The 13991-nt window shown below is 69.9% G+C and carries 12 protein-coding genes; 10 read left to right on the top strand and 2 right to left on the bottom strand.

The window, feature by feature from the left end:
• Positions 1–97: 97 nt before the first annotated feature.
• Complete coding sequence (locus E1287_RS20665; protein WP_131966677.1) at positions 98–1264, bottom strand: thiolase family protein; 1167 nt, start codon at positions 1262–1264, stop codon at positions 98–100.
• 174 nt (positions 1265–1438) lie between these two features.
• Here E1287_RS20665 and E1287_RS20660 point away from each other — a divergent pair, with 174 nt between their 5' ends.
• The 7 genes from E1287_RS20660 to E1287_RS20630 are packed head-to-tail and all read left to right on the top strand — an operon-like array spanning position 1439 to position 9194.
• Positions 1439–2248 (top strand): enoyl-CoA hydratase/isomerase family protein, encoded by an 810-nt coding sequence (locus tag E1287_RS20660; protein WP_131966676.1) that lies wholly within the window; start codon positions 1439–1441, stop codon positions 2246–2248.
• A 20-nt stretch (positions 2249–2268) separates the two neighbouring features.
• On the top strand, positions 2269–3492 hold the full coding sequence (locus tag E1287_RS20655; RefSeq protein WP_207934340.1) for an amidohydrolase family protein: 1224 nt from the start codon (positions 2269–2271) through the stop codon (positions 3490–3492).
• Positions 3489–4403: a TIGR03619 family F420-dependent LLM class oxidoreductase gene (locus E1287_RS20650; protein ID WP_131966675.1), complete on the top strand. Its 915-nt coding sequence runs from the start codon at positions 3489–3491 to the stop codon at positions 4401–4403. Before E1287_RS20655 ends, E1287_RS20650 begins: the two co-directional genes overlap by 4 nt.
• A 26-nt stretch (positions 4404–4429) precedes the next feature.
• The gene (locus E1287_RS20645) at positions 4430–5572 is read left to right on the top strand and encodes an acyl-CoA dehydrogenase family protein (protein WP_131966684.1); all 1143 of its coding nucleotides are present in this window, start codon (positions 4430–4432) and stop codon (positions 5570–5572) included.
• Positions 5572–6351, top strand: a complete 780-nt coding sequence (locus E1287_RS20640; protein WP_131966683.1) for an enoyl-CoA hydratase/isomerase family protein — start codon at positions 5572–5574, stop codon at positions 6349–6351. Before E1287_RS20645 ends, E1287_RS20640 begins: the two co-directional genes overlap by 1 nt.
• On the top strand, positions 6344–7966 hold the full coding sequence (locus tag E1287_RS20635; protein WP_131966674.1) for an AMP-binding protein: 1623 nt from the start codon (positions 6344–6346) through the stop codon (positions 7964–7966). Before E1287_RS20640 ends, E1287_RS20635 begins: the two co-directional genes overlap by 8 nt.
• A 37-nt stretch (positions 7967–8003) precedes the next feature.
• The gene (locus tag E1287_RS20630) at positions 8004–9194 is read left to right on the top strand and encodes a lipid-transfer protein (RefSeq protein ID WP_131966673.1); all 1191 of its coding nucleotides are present in this window, start codon (positions 8004–8006) and stop codon (positions 9192–9194) included.
• A 71-nt stretch (positions 9195–9265) separates the two neighbouring features.
• On the opposite strand, the gene E1287_RS20625 is transcribed toward E1287_RS20630, so the two are convergent.
• Positions 9266–10897 (bottom strand): thiamine pyrophosphate-binding protein, encoded by a 1632-nt coding sequence (locus tag E1287_RS20625; RefSeq protein ID WP_165969109.1) that lies wholly within the window; start codon positions 10895–10897, stop codon positions 9266–9268.
• A gap of 136 nt (positions 10898–11033) precedes the next feature.
• On the opposite strand from E1287_RS20625, the gene E1287_RS20620 reads away from it, so the two are divergent.
• Genes E1287_RS20620 through E1287_RS20610 form a run of 3 tightly spaced genes read left to right on the top strand, consistent with a single transcriptional unit; the run spans position 11034 to position 13916 of the window.
• Positions 11034–12218, top strand: a complete 1185-nt coding sequence (locus E1287_RS20620; protein WP_131966671.1) for an amidohydrolase family protein — start codon at positions 11034–11036, stop codon at positions 12216–12218.
• Positions 12219–12249: 31 nt separating this feature from the next.
• Positions 12250–12735, top strand: a complete 486-nt coding sequence (locus tag E1287_RS20615) for a hypothetical protein (protein WP_131966670.1) — start codon at positions 12250–12252, stop codon at positions 12733–12735.
• The gene (locus E1287_RS20610; RefSeq protein WP_131966669.1) at positions 12732–13916 is read left to right on the top strand and encodes an acyl-CoA dehydrogenase family protein; all 1185 of its coding nucleotides are present in this window, start codon (positions 12732–12734) and stop codon (positions 13914–13916) included. The genes E1287_RS20615 and E1287_RS20610 overlap by 4 nt, the downstream gene beginning before the upstream one ends.
• Positions 13917–13991 lie beyond the last annotated feature (75 nt).

The following is a 13991-nucleotide window of genomic DNA, read 5'->3' as shown; positions in this document are numbered from 1 at the left end:
GGGTGGGAGGGGGTCGACGAGATCCTCGCCGACGGGGTGGACACGTTCTTGCGCGCTTATGCCTGAGCGCGGCACGGCGGCCCGCCGTCCCCGTCGATCAAAGAAGCTCGACGATGGTGGCGTTCGCGGTGCCGCCGCCCTCGCACATGGTCTGCAGGCCGTAGCGGATGCCCTTGTCCCGCATGTGATGCAGCATCCGCGTCATCAGGATCGTGCCGGACGCGCCCAGGGGATGGCCGACGGCGATCGCCCCGCCGAGCGGGTTGAGGACCGCCTCGTCGACGCCCAGCTCGTCCTGCCAGGCCAGCGGGACCGGGGCGAACGCCTCATTGACCTCGAAGACCCCGATGTCGGAGACCGAGAGCCCGGACCTGCCCAGTACCTTCCGGGTGGCCGGAATCGGGCCGGTGAGCATCATCAGCGGATCGGCGCCGCAGACCGCACCGGAGTGGTAGCGGGCGATGGGGGTGAGCCCGAGTTCCCGCGCCCTCTCCGGGGTGGTGATCAGCGCGGCCGAGGCGCCGTCGGAGATCTGTGAGGCGTTGCCCGCGTGGATCAGCCCGTCCTCGTGGAAGGACGGCTTGAGCACCGCCAGCGTCTCGGCCGTGGTCCCACGGCGCAGGCCCTCGTCCGCGGTGAACTCCGGCTTGCCCGGGATCGGGGCGAGCTGCCCGTCGAACGCGCCCGCGTCGATCGCGGCGGCCGTGAGTTCGTGGGAGCGCGCGGCGTACTCGTCGAGCCGCCGCCGGGACAGGCCCCACCGGTGGGCGATCAGCTCGGCGCCGATGCCCTGGTGGAAATCCTCGTTCGGGAAGTCGCCGCCGGTCAGGTCCGCCGCGTACCGGGCGCGGGCCAGCGGGCCGAACGGCCGGCCGAGATCGCGGCCGGCGCCGAGCGGCACCCTGGTCATCGTCTCCACGCCGCCGGCCACCACGGCGTCGTACTGTCCGGCGATCACCATGCCGGCCGCGAAGTCGAGGGCCGACTGGCTCGACCCGCACGCGCGGTTCAGCGTGACGCCCGGTACGGTCTCCGGCCAGCCCGCCGCCAGTACGGCGTAACGGCCCACCTGCGCGGCCTGGTCGCCGACCTGGTTCACACAGCCCCAGACGACGTCGTCGATCACCTCGGGATCGATCCCGGTGCGCTTTTGCAGCGACCGGAGCACGTACGCGGACAGGTCGACGGGGTGGACGTCGGCGAGCGATCCCTTGCGCTTGCCGATAGGGGTGCGGACGGCGTCCACGATGACGGCTTCGGGCATGGTTCCTCCAGATTCATTTCATCGGCTGAGCAAATGTACGTCAATGTGAACCACCGGCCTTTCGGAGACACCGGAACGGCAGGGTGGCAGTACGGGTAATGGCATCCGTTGAATCTGTTCGGAAACGTGATCGTCCGCTAATACTTGGGTCAGTTCCGACGGAGGCTGGTGTTTATGAACGGCAGCGGACCACCCGTGCTGCTCGTCGAAGGCGACGGCCCGATACGAACGGTGACGATGAATCGTCCCGCCCGGCTCAACGCCGTCGACGAGGAGATGCACGCGGAGCTGGCGAAGGTATGGGGCCGGCTGCGCGATGACGAAGAGGTCCGGGCGGTGGTCTTCACCGGTGCGGGAAAGGCCTTCGCCGCCGGGGGCGACATGGAGTTCCTCGCCCGGGTCTCCAGCGACCCCCGGTACCGCTATCGGACGATGGCGGAGGCGCGGCGCATCGTCACCGAAATGCTGGCCTTTCCCAAGCCGATCATCGCCGCCGTCAACGGCCCGGCGGTCGGCCTGGGATGCAGTCTGGCCGTGATGTCGGACGTCGTCTACATGAGCGAGCGGGCCTTCATGGCCGATCCGCACGTGAGCCTGGGCGTCGTCGCGGCCGACGGCGGGGTGCTGGCCTGGCCTCTCATGATGAGCGTCCTTCGCGCGAAGGAGTACCTGTTCACGGGCGACCGCATCGACGCGGTCACCGCCGAGCGCATCGGCCTGGCGAACCACGTCGTGGCGGCCGGCGAAGTGCTACCGCGGGCGCATGCGCTGGCCGAGCGGCTGGTGCGGCAACCGCAACAGGCGCTCGCCGACACCAAACGCGCCATCAACATCCACATGAGCAGGGCGATCGCGAGCGTGATCGACTTCGCGTTCGCGTCCGAGAGCGAAACGTTCGCGCTACCGCAGTTCCGGGACTCGCTCGACGCCTACGTCGCCCAACGCGGCATCAGCACGCCCACCGCGACGGCACGGACGTCGTGACCACACGAATGGAGGCGATCATGGAGATTTCGCTCGACTGGCTGGTCTCTGTCGACGACCACGTGCTCGAACCACCGCATGTCTGGCAGGACCGGCTGCCGGCCGGGCTCAAGGAGGCCGGCCCGCGGATCGTGCGGGACGATCAGGGCGAGGCGTGGGTCTTCGAGGGCAAGCGGATGCCGACCACGGGGCTGTCCGCCGCCGCGGGCAAGAAGCGGGAGGAGTTCAGTCCGCTTCCGGTGACCTACGAGGACATGCGACCGGGCTGCTATGAACCGGCCGCCCGGATCGAGGACATGAACCGTGCCGGGGTGCTGGCCTCGCTGTCGTTCCCGTCGTTTCCGAGGTTCTGCGGCCAGGCGTTCACCGAGGCCGACGACCGCGAACTCGGCCTCGCGTGCGTCAAGGCCTACAACGACTGGATGATCGAGGAATGGTGCGCCACCGCGCCGGGCCGGCTGATCCCGATGATCATCCTCCCGCTCTGGGACCCGCGCCTGGCGGCCGAGGAGATCGAGCGCACCGCGGCGATGGGCGCGCGGGCGATCGCCTTCAGCGAGAATCCGTACCAGCTGGGCCTGCCGTCCATCCATGACCCGAGCGGTCACTGGGAGCCGATGATCGCCGCGGCGGCCGAGACGGGGATGCCGATTTGCATGCATCTCGGCTCGTCCTCGCGGCTGCCGGCCACGTCCCCCGACATGCCGATGGCCGGGGTCATCGCGCTGACGCCGGTCGCCAGCACGGCCGCCGCGTGCATCGACTGGCTCTTCAGCCCGTGGCTGCCGCGGTACCCCGACCTCAAGCTGTGCCTCTCCGAAGGCGGTATCGGCTGGATCCCCTACGTGCTGGAGCGCTGCGACCACGTGGTCGAGGTGCACCGGGCCTGGGCGGCCAAGGGCGACTTCGGCGGCGGTGACCTCACCACGGGCTCCGTCGGCGACCGCAGTGACCTCGGCGGCCTCGACCTGTCCGTCCTGCCGTCGGAACGGTTCCGGCAGCACATCTTCGGCTGCTTCATCGAGGACCCCTTCGGTGTCGGCGCCATCGAGAAGATCGGCGTGGACAACGTGATGATCGAGACCGACTACCCGCACACCGACTCGACGTGGCCGAACTCGATCGAGGTGGCGCACAAGGAGCTCGCGGGCCTCTCGGACGAGGTGAAGCGCAAGGTCATGCAGACCAACGCCGCGCGGGTGTTCAACCTGGAGCTGCCCGAGCCGCCCGCGACGAGGCAGTGACCGCACCGGCACGTGGGGCCGTCCGGACGGCCATGCAGGTCTGGCTCTCGCTGCCTTTCCTGCCCGCGGACGGTCTGCGGCGGCTGTCGCTCGCCGCCGAGGAGGCCGGTGTCACCGGTCTCGCGCTCTCGGATCACCCCTGTGTGCCGGGCACCTTCGCATCGCCGTATCCCTACGGTGGCGCGAAGCCGGTCACCTTGCCACCCGAGGTGTCGCTTCCCGATCCGCTCGTCGTCGCCGCCGCGCTCGCCGCCGCCACGACCCGCGCCCGGTTCATGACCGCGGTCCTCATCGCGCCGCTGCGGCACCCGGTGCCCCTGGCGAAGGGGGCGGCGACGGTGGCGGCGATGAGCGGCGGGCGTTTCGACCTGGGTGTGGGCGCCGGCTGGCTCCGCGAGGAGTTCGAGGCTCTGGGGCAGGAGAACTTCGGCAGGCGGGGCGCCGTCCTGAACGAGATGCTGCCGCTGCTGCGGCGGCTGTGGAGCGGCGATCTCGTCGCCCATGACGGCGAGCATTTCTCCTTCGCCCCGGTCGCGGTGAACCCGCCCCCGCCGGGCGCCCTCCCGATCTTCGTCGGCGGGACGTCCGATGCCGCTCTGCGGCGCTGCGCGGCGTACGCGGACGGCTGGGTCGGCGCGAACCACTCGGTGGAAGAGCTCGCCGGAATCCTCGCGCGGCTCGCCGAGGCACGCGCCGAGGCGGGCACCGAGGACCGTCCGTTCGAGATCCGGACGGGAATCCGGGGCACGGTGACACGCGCCCGGATGACCGCTCTCCGCGAGCTGGGTGTGGACTCCTTCCTGCTCGCGCCGTGGCAGATCGGGGAACGGCGCGAGTCGGTCTACGACCTTCCCGTGGACGACATCGCCGCCGCGCTCCCCGACATCGTCGAGTCGATCAGGACGGCGTAGGAGCCGCATACCCGAGGAGACCAGCCATTTTCCATGACGATCGCGACCTCTTCCGGACGTCGGTCCGCTCCTTCATCGCCCGGGAGATCACCCCTTACTTCGAAAAGTGGGAACGCGCCGGCGTCACCGACAAGGCCGTCTTCCGCAAGGCCGGGGAGGCGGGACTGCTGGCACTCGGCGTGCCGGAGGAGTTCGGCGGGGCCGGCCGCCCGGACTTCCGTTTCAACGCCATCGTGCTTGAGGAGATGTGCCGGGCCGGTGTCCTGAACGCCGGTCTCGGGATCTCCACGCACGCCGACGTCGTCGTGCCGTACTTCGTCCGATACGGGACGCCGGCTCAGCGGGAACGGTGGCTGCCCGGCCTGTGCTCCGGAGAACTCGTCGGCGCGATCGCGATGACCGAGCCGGATACCGGGTCGGATCTGGCCGCGATCGCCACACGCGCCGTGCGGGACGGCGACGACTACATCGTCCGGGGCAGCAAGGTCTTCATCTCGAACGGCATCAACAGCGACCTGGTGATCCTCGTCTGCCGCACCGGGGACCGCGAGACCGCCCGGCGCGACCTCAGCCTCCTCGTCGTCGAGTCCGGCCGGGCGGGATTCGGCCGGGGACGCAATCTCGACAAGCTCGGCCAGCACGCGGCCGACACGGCCGAGCTGTTCTTCGACGACGTGGTCGTCCCGGCCGGGAATCTCCTCGGCGAGGAGGGCCGCGGGTTCTACCACCTGATGGCGATGCTCCCACAGGAACGCCTGTCGATCGCGGTGATGGCCCTCGCGCATGCGCGGACCGCCTTCGAGCAGACCCTGGCCTACTGCAAGGAGCGCCATGCCTTCGGACGGCCCATCGGCTCCTTCCAGAACTCCCGCTTCCAGCTCGCCACGATGCGCACCGAACTGGATGTCACCCAGGCCTTCATCGACGCGCAGATCGCGGCCCATGCCGAGGGCGGGCTGTCCGCGGAGGAGGCCGCGCAGGCCAAGTGGTGGTGTGCGGACCTGAACTCCCGCGTGCTGACCGCGTGCGTCCAACTGCACGGCGCGTACGGGTACATGGAGGAGTGCGCGGTCGGGCGGGCCTGGCGGGACGGGCGCGCGATGTCGATCTACGGCGGCACCAACGAGATCATGAAGGACATCATCGGCCGCCGGATGCTGGGGGTCTGATGGACCTCGGCACACCGAACCTCCGATTCGAGCGGCAGGGCCCGATCGCCTGGTGCACGGTCGACAACCCAGCGCGACGCAACTCCCTGTCGATGGAGATGTATCTCGGTCTCGGTCGCGCGATCCGCGGTGTCGCACGTGATCCCCGGCTCGAGGCGCTCATCGTCACGGGCGTCGACGACGTCTTCATCGTCGGTGGCGACTTGGCGTCCCATGGTCCCGGCGACACGCCCCTCCGGGACGAGGACCTGCCGTTCTCGCCGCTGCGGCGGGGCGATGTCCCCGTCGTCGCCGCGGTCAACGGCCACTGCCAGGCGAGCGGTCTGTGGCTCGCCGTCCTTGCTGATGTGGCGGTCGTGAGCGAACGGGCCCGCTTCCGGCTGCCGGAACTTCGGCTCGGCGTGGCGGCGCCCTGGAGTTCGGCATTGCTGCCCTCGGTGATCGGCCTCGCGCGGGCGAAGGAGCTGGCGTTGACGTCGCGTCAATTCGACGCCGCGGAGGCGCGGGCCATGGGCCTCGTCGCACGGGTGGTCCCGCACGATGATCTTCACGACGCGGCCGAGCGCACCGCATACGAGCTGCTTGAGGCCGGCCCGCAAGCGCGGGCCGCGTGGAAGCGAGCGGTGCACGAACATCTCCCACCGGTCGACGAACGATCCGTCGCCACGTCGATCGGCACGGCCGAGGCGAAAGAGGGCTTCGCCGCATTCGCCGAGCGGCGGCTTCCGCCGTGGTCGCGCGGCGTCGGACGAGTTGAGGACAGGAGGAGCGATGAGTGACTGGGGGACCAGCTCGGTCGAGGGGCTGACGGCCGTCGGCCTCCTGCGCGACTGCGCCGAGGAGGTCGGCGACCGGCCGTTCCTGGACTTCGGCGGCGAGTCTTTCACCTACCGGGCGCTGTGGGACCGGGCGACCTCGTACGCGGAAGGGCTGCGCAAGGCGGGGCTCCGGCCCGACCAGACCGTCGTCACAATGCTCGACAACCACGCGGACGCGGTCTCGCTGTGGTTCGCGACGAACCTTCTCGGCGGTATCTGGGTGCCCGTCAACACCGCGTTGAAAGGCGGCTTCCTGTCGCATGTCGTGGCGGACTCCGCCGCTCGCGTGGTGGTGTGCGAGGCCGATTTCGTCGACCGGTTCCGAGCGGAGATCACGCGGATGCCGGACGTCGAGCGCATCCTCGTCCGCGGGCTGCGCTCGGCCGGCCACATCGGCGACGTCCCGGTCGAGCCCTTGGAGGAGTACCTCGTCGAGGGCGGCGAACGGGTCTGGTTCGACCGCGGCTCCGACGACACGGCCTTGATCATCTACACCGGCGGGACGACCGGTCCGTCCAAGGGCTGTGTCATCTCGAACGGCTATGTGTTCAGCGCCGCCCGGGGGTTCCTGGTACAGAGCGGGCGCACGAAGGACGAGCTGAACTGGAGCCCGCTGCCGATCTACCACTTCAACCTCGTGAGCGGAACGATTCTCGGCACCATGCTGCTGCGGAGCTCGGCGTCGATCGCCCCCCGTTTCTCGGTGTCGAAGTTCTGGCCCGATGTGGAGCGAACCGGTGCCGCGATGGTCAACCTGCTCGGCTCCATGGGATCGCTCATCGCGCAAATGGACGAGACGCCGGAGATGGCGCGCTGCCATGGGCGGATTCGTGTCGTCCACGGTGCGCCGTTTCCACCGGAACTACAGGAGGTGTGGCGCACCCGCTTCGGTGTGGAGCGCGTGGGCGGCAACACCTACGGGCTCACCGAGTGCTTCCCCTTGACGACGCTCGGGGCCGGCGTCCCGGCTCCTCCTGGCAGCTCGGGGAAGGCGAACTCGGCGGACTTCGATGTGAGGATCTTCGACGACGACGACCGGGAAGTGCCGGTCGGCGAGGTCGGCGAGGTCGTGTGCCGGCCCCGGCGGCCAGGGGTGATGTTCCAGGGATACTGGCGGCGACCGGCGGCGTTCGCCGAGGTCACCCGCGACCTGTGGTTCCACACCGGGGACCTCGGCCGCTTCGATGACGACGGGTTCTTCTACTTCGTCGACCGGAAGAAGGACTACCTCAGGCGCCGCGGCGAGAACATCTCCAGCCAGGAGGTGGAGCAGGCGATGCTCGCCCATCCGGCCTTGGTCGAGGCGGCCGTGCACGCGGTGCCGTCCGAGCTGACCGAGGACGACCTCAAGGTCACCGCGGTCCTGGCACCGGGCGCCGTCATGACGGAGCCCGAGCTCTTCGAATGGATGAAGGAGCGCGTCCCCTACTTCGCCCTGCCGCGGTACATCGAGTTCCGTGAGGCGCTGCCCACCAGCCCCGTCGGCCGGGTGCACAAGTACAGGCTGCGCGACGAGGGATGCACCCCCGCCACCTGGGACCGCGAGAAGAGCGACGTCGAGTGGGACCGGCGATAGTCCGTCGCCGGTCGGTACCGAGCTGCAAGGGAGAACCATGACGCGGCGATCGTTCGTCATCGGCGTCGGGATGACCAGGTTCGAGAAGCCGGGGTCGCGCCCCGGCTGGGACTACCCCGACATCGGACGGGAGGCGGCGGCGAACGCGCTCGCCGACGCGGGCGTTCCCTATCGGGCCGTCGACCACGCGTTCCTCGCCTACTGCTACGGGGATTCGACCTCCGGGCAGCGGGCCTTGTACGAAGTGGGGCTGACCGGCATTCCGATGGTGAACGTCAACAACAACTGCTCCACGGGGTCGTCGGCGCTGTATCTCGCCAACCAGTTCGTACGGGCGGGGCTCGCCGAATGCGTGCTGGCGCTCGGCTTCGAGAAGATGGAACGCGGCAGCCTGCGGGAGTACTGGAGCGACCGTGCCGCACCGACCGGACGGCACATCGAGGCGATGGCCGCCCGGCGGGGTCTCACCGAGGCGCCGGCCGCGGCGCAGATCTTCGGCAACGCCGGCCGCGAGTACATGGAGCGGTACGGGGTCAGCCGGGAGACCATCGCCAGGATCGCCGAGAAGAACCACCGCCACTCGGTGAACAACCCGTATTCGCAGTTCCGGGACGAGTACTCGCTCGCCGACATCCTCGCCTCGCCCACGGTGCACGATCCGCTCACGAAGCTCCAGTGCTGCCCGACCTCGGACGGCGGCGCGGCGGCCGTGGTGGCGAGCGAATCCTTTGTCGAGCGCCGCGACCTCGGTGCGCGGGCGGTGGAGATCGCCGGGCAGGCACTCACCACCGACACCGAGTCCACCTTCGACGGCGGTGATGCCGGACTCGTCGGATTTCACATGACCAGGGACGCCGCTCGCGCGGTGTACGACCGATCGGGCCTCGGGCCCGAGGACGTCCAGGTGATCGAGTTGCACGACTGCTTCAGCACGAACGAGCTCATCACCTACGAAGCCCTGGGGCTGTGCGAGGCGGGCGGCGCCGGCGAGCTGATCGACAAGGGCGCCGTCGACTACGGCGGCAGGTGGGTCGTGAACCCGTCCGGCGGCCTCATCTCGAAGGGGCATCCGCTAGGGGCGACGGGCCTGGCCCAGTGCGCCGAGCTCTGCTGGCAGCTCCGCGGCGAGGCGGAGGCGAGGCAGGTCACCGGCGCGGACACCGCGCTTCAGCACAACATCGGCCTCGGCGGCGCCGCGGTCGTCACGATGTACCGCGCGCCCGCATGAGGACCTGGTGATGGCACCGGCTCCGAGGGGGCCCGGAACCGGTGCCGTCATGCTGCGCCGATCGCGGCGCCTCAATGAGGGATGGGGGTACGCGGATCGGTCTTCACATCGATCAGGAGAGGCCCGCGACGGTTTTCGACCGCCTCCGCGATGCGGGGCAGGTCGTCCGGGCGCGCGATGGTCACGCCCGAGGCGCCCATCGCCCGGGCGATCGCCGCGAAGTCGGTATAGGGCAGGGCGGCGAGGTCGTGCGCCTTTCCGAGCCGGTCGGTGATCGACACCTCCGCCCCGTAGGCGCTGTCGTTGTAGACCACGAGGACGAGGTCGAGCCCGTATCTGACGGCGGTGAGCAGCTCGGGCAGCTCCATGGCGAGCCCACCGTCGCCCGCGGTGAGCAGGACGGGCCGTTCGGGCCGTCCCACGGCCGCGCCGATCGCGGTCGCGAGGCCGAGCCCGATGGAGCCGAAGTCCACGGTCTCGATGAAGGCCGACGGCTCGGGCACGTGCATCCAGGCATATCCCGGAAGCATGAACCGGCCGGAGTCGGAGACGTAGGTCCGCTGCCGGGGGAACACCCGGTCGAGGAGAAGCGTCAGCTCGCGGCCGTCGACGGAGTCGCCGTCGTGAGGCGCGAATTCCGACCGCGGATCGAACCCGGAGAGACGGGCCCGCAGCTCCTCGGTGCAGAGCGTGCTCGTGTGCGGAAGGTCGAGCTCGCCGAGATATTCGAGCAGGGTATCGGCGGCGCGTCCGGCGTCGGCCTGGACGCCGACCGTGACCTCGGTTCGCAGCCCGAGGCGGCCCGGGTCCACGTCGATGTGAACGACGCGCTTCTCCTCGACCAGTGACCCGCCGGCCGTGGTGTCGGAGTTGAGGCCGGCGCCGAAGACCAGGAGGCAGTCGGCGGCCAGGATCGTCTCGGTCGCCGGAGCGTGCGACAGCGTGCCGCAGATTCCGAGATCGAACGGCTCCCCGCGGAACAGATCCTTGGCGCGCAGCGTCGTGGCCACGGGGGCCCCGATCTTCGCGGCCAGGGCGAGAATGGACTTCGCCGCGCCGGCCAGGACGGCGCCGCGCCCGGCGATGATGACCGGCCGCCGCGCCGTGGCGATCACCCCGGCGGCCCGGTCGAGCGCGTCGAGGTCCGGTGCGACCGCCTGAGGCGCGGGCGGGCCGGCCTTCGCCGGCGCGTAGGCGACCGTGCCGCCCTGAACGTCGACCGGGGCATTGAGCACGATCGGGCGCCGTTCCGCGCGGGCGCGGCCGACCGCCCGCACGACGTCCTGGACGGCCGTGACCGGTGAGGCGATCGGCTGGAAGCCCGCCCCGGTCGGCGCCACCAGGGCCGCCTGGTCGATCCGCTGACGCCCGTGCGGCCGCGCCGCGTCGGTGTCGCCGGCGAGCAGCACGACCGGCAGGCCGGCGCGGGCGGCCTGAGTGAGCGCGGTGGTGGTGTTGGTCAGGCCCGGGCCGTGGGTCACGGTCGCGAAGCCCACCTCACCCGTCACCGACGCGTAACCGCTCGCCATGAGGACGGCACCGTCCTCGCGCGCCGCCTTCACGTAACGGACGCCGTGGTCCTCGACGAGGTCGGCGAGCACGTGAATGTTGCCTTCTCCCACGACCCCGAAGAGCGTCGTCATGCCCTGCGCGGTGAGCGCCCGGGCGATAGCTGAGTGAACGAGAACATCGGAGCTGAACATCGGGCCCATGAAATCAGGCTTACGCGGGCGTGCACTGCTTCTCGGGTGGTTCAACGAATAACAGCATAAGGAGTCCCTTGTACCGATCTATGTGGTGACGGAATATCGCCTGACAAACGGCCTGGAGGAGGAGCCCGTGACCGCAGTATTGGACGTCGACAGCCACGAGATGGCGCCGCTGGAGCTCTGGGGTGAGCTCTTCGGCGAGGAGATCGCCCGCCGCGTCGACGAGGTCGGCTTCGAAATCCACAGCCGCGCCCGCGCGAATCCGCTCTCGGTCCCCGGCCTGGTCGCCGACACCACGCCCATCACGCAGGAGACGGTATGGCGGCTGAAGGGGGCGAGCGCCCCGTCGGCCATCGACCTGCGCCGGCGCCCTGACGTCCTCGACGAGATGGGCATCACCCGGCAGCTGGTCTTCCCGACCTTCGGGCTGTTCGCGCTCATCCTCGTCAACGACCCCGACGCGCATGCCTGGCTCGGATTCGACCCGGGCCGGGTTGACGGCAGGCAACTCGGGCGCATGGCCGTCGCCGCGCACAACGACTGGGCGGCCGATATCACCAGGTCGACGTCGGACCGGGTCCGACCGGTCGGCATCGTGCTGACCGACACCTCCGTGGCGGAGATGGTGCGGCAGGCCCGTTCCATGGTCGAGCGCGGCATCAGGGCGTTGATGATCCCGGCGAACGTCCCACCGGCGGGCGCATCGCCGGCGAACCCGGACCTCGATCCGTTCTGGCGGTTCGCGGCCGAGGCCGACGTGCCGGTCACGATCCACCTCGGGACCGACTTCGGCTTTCTCGCCTCGTCTGCGTGGTCAAAGGGCGTGGAGGTGTTCCACCCCTCGGACAAGTCCACGGTCGAGCTGCCCATCGAGCCCTACCGGGCCACGACGATCCATTTCTGCGCCGAGAACCTGATCTCGACGATGGTGCTCGGCGGCGTCTTCGAACGGCACCCCACGCTGCGGTTCGGGGCGATCGAGCTGGCCGCCGGCTGGGTCGGCCCGCTGGCCGAACGGCTCGACTGCTGGGCCGAGGGCCAGTTCCGGTCGAGGCTGGACGGCACGCTGAGCATGCGTCCCTCCGAGTACCTCGCCCGCAACGTCCGCGTGACGCCCTTCTACTTCGAGCCGATCGCCCGCTATTTCGAGCGCCATCGCGAACTGTCATCCGTCTACTGCTATTCCACGGACTACCCGCACGTGGAAGGCGGCAAGGACTCCCGTGCCCTGCAGGAGGCCGCGCTGGCGCAGGCGCCGAGCGGCGCCAAGGAGCAGTTCTTCGTCACTAACGGTGAATTGCTTTTGCCCGCGTAACCAAGGGATACAAGGAAACTGGAGCGTCGCCATGCCGGAGTACTACCGTTTCGACGACCCCGACTTCTTCACGGTGATGACGCCGCCGGAAAGGAGATGGGCCGGAGAGGTCACCCGCGAGGTGATGCCCGGATGGGACCTCGGAAGCGTCTTCATGGGCGACGACCTGGACGACCCGCAGGTCCCGGTCGCGTCGCTGCTGCAGATCGCCCCCGGGGACACGCTGCCTCGGCACGCCCACGACTGCTTCCGGGTCGAGGTCATGGTGCGGGGGTCCCTCCAGGTGCCCGGCGGGCGGACGCTCGTCCCCGGCGACGTGATGGTGTCGCGGCCGGGTGAGTTCTACGGGCCGCACGTCGCCGGGCCCGAGGGGTCGCTGTCGGTGGAGATCTTCTCGGCGGCCCGCGGCGTCAACCCGATCAGTGACCCGGACGCGGAGCCGGACGAGCGGTCCGCCGCCGTCGCCGATCGCGTCAACGAGGCGATCGCCCGGCGGCAGGCGGGGCAGGCGCCATGACGAAGGACGTCCTCGCCCGGCTCGACTCCGACCAGCGCGCCCTCCGCGAGATGGTCGCGGCACTGGCCGCCGAACGATTCGCCCCGCACGCGCGGAAATGGGACTCCGGCCGCACACCGCTACCGGCGGCGGAGCGGCGCCGGCTGGCCGAACTCGGGCTGCTGGGCATCACCATCCCGGAGAAGTACGGGGGTGAGGGCCGGCCGCTGCTGGACGCGCTCATCGTGCTGGAGGAACTGGCCAAGTCCTCACCCGTCGCGGCCTGGCCCGTTTTCGAGGCGTGCACCGGCCCGGCCCGGGTGATCGAGCTGTTCGGCACCGAGGAGCAGAAGGCGCGCCTGCTGCCGCCGATCGCGGCCGGGGAGAAGACGCTCGCGGTGTCGATCTCCGAACCGGACGCGGGTTCGGCCGCGACCGACATGACCACCAGGGGGCGGATCGACGGGGACGAGATCGTCCTCGACGGCGTCAAGCGGTGGTGTTCGGGCGCCGGGCACTCCGAGTGTTATCTGGTCTACGTGCGGCTGGACGACCGGCCGGGCGCGAAGGGAATCGGTGCGGTCGTCGTCGAAGGCGACACCCCCGGGTTGACGTTCGGGCCGCAGGAGCGGCTCATGGGGTTCCGGGGGATCTGCTCGGCGGACATCGTCCTCACCGGCGCACGGGTTCCCCTCGACAACCTGATCGTTCCGGCCGGCGGGTTCTCGAAGCTGTTCACCGCGTTCTCGATCGAGCGGCTGGGGAACGCGACGATGTCGCTCGCCGTCGGCCAGTCCGCGTTGGATCGCGCCGCCCGGCACGTCGCCGAGCGCGAACAGTTCGGTCGCCGGATCGCGGACTTCCAGCTCGTCCAAGGAGCGATCGCCGACATGGTGATGCGCGTCGAGGCGGCCCGGCTGCTGATCTACGCCGCGGCCTCGGACGCCGGCCGGGCGGCGCCCAGCCCGTTGGCCGCGTCCATCGCGAAATGCACGGCGAACGAGATGGCCAAGGTGGTCTCCGATCTGTCGATCCAGCTGCACGGGGGATACGGCTATTCGGAGGAGTACGAGGTCGAGCGGCTGCATCGGGACGCGCACGGCTGGTCGCTGGCCGGGGGCACGCCGAATGTCCAGCGTGTGCGAATCGCATCGGAATACCTCGGCCTGCGCTTCGATCAACGCGCCGGCAGAACGGCGTGAACGCCGAATGCGAGCACTATTGCCACCACCCACTACGCCTTGACGCGGATTGTCGCCGATAGAGAAGCTGTGGGC

The organism is Actinomadura sp. KC06, assembly GCF_004348735.1.
In the GTDB taxonomy this organism is placed as follows: Bacteria; Actinomycetota; Actinomycetes; order Streptosporangiales; family Streptosporangiaceae; genus Spirillospora.
This window is presented reverse-complemented; position numbering and strand designations above follow the sequence as displayed.

Bases quoted from the DNA above. Each gene is read 5' to 3' on its own strand.
- E1287_RS20625 (WP_165969109.1), bottom strand. From the start codon at position 10,897: ATGTTCAGCTCCGATGTTCTCGTTCACTCAGCTATCGCCCGGGCGCTC.
- E1287_RS20635 (WP_131966674.1), top strand. From the start codon at position 6,344: ATGAGTGACTGGGGGACCAGCTCGGTCGAGGGGCTGACGGCCGTCGGC.
- E1287_RS20610 (WP_131966669.1), top strand. From the start codon at position 12,732: ATGACGAAGGACGTCCTCGCCCGGCTCGACTCCGACCAGCGCGCCCTC.
- E1287_RS20630 (WP_131966673.1), top strand. From the start codon at position 8,004: ATGACGCGGCGATCGTTCGTCATCGGCGTCGGGATGACCAGGTTCGAG.
- E1287_RS20660 (WP_131966676.1), top strand. From the start codon at position 1,439: ATGAACGGCAGCGGACCACCCGTGCTGCTCGTCGAAGGCGACGGCCCG.
- E1287_RS20665 (WP_131966677.1), bottom strand. From the start codon at position 1,264: ATGCCCGAAGCCGTCATCGTGGACGCCGTCCGCACCCCTATCGGCAAG.
- E1287_RS20640 (WP_131966683.1), top strand. From the start codon at position 5,572: ATGGACCTCGGCACACCGAACCTCCGATTCGAGCGGCAGGGCCCGATC.
- E1287_RS20655 (WP_207934340.1), top strand. From the start codon at position 2,269: ATGGAGATTTCGCTCGACTGGCTGGTCTCTGTCGACGACCACGTGCTC.
- E1287_RS20615 (WP_131966670.1), top strand. From the start codon at position 12,250: ATGCCGGAGTACTACCGTTTCGACGACCCCGACTTCTTCACGGTGATG.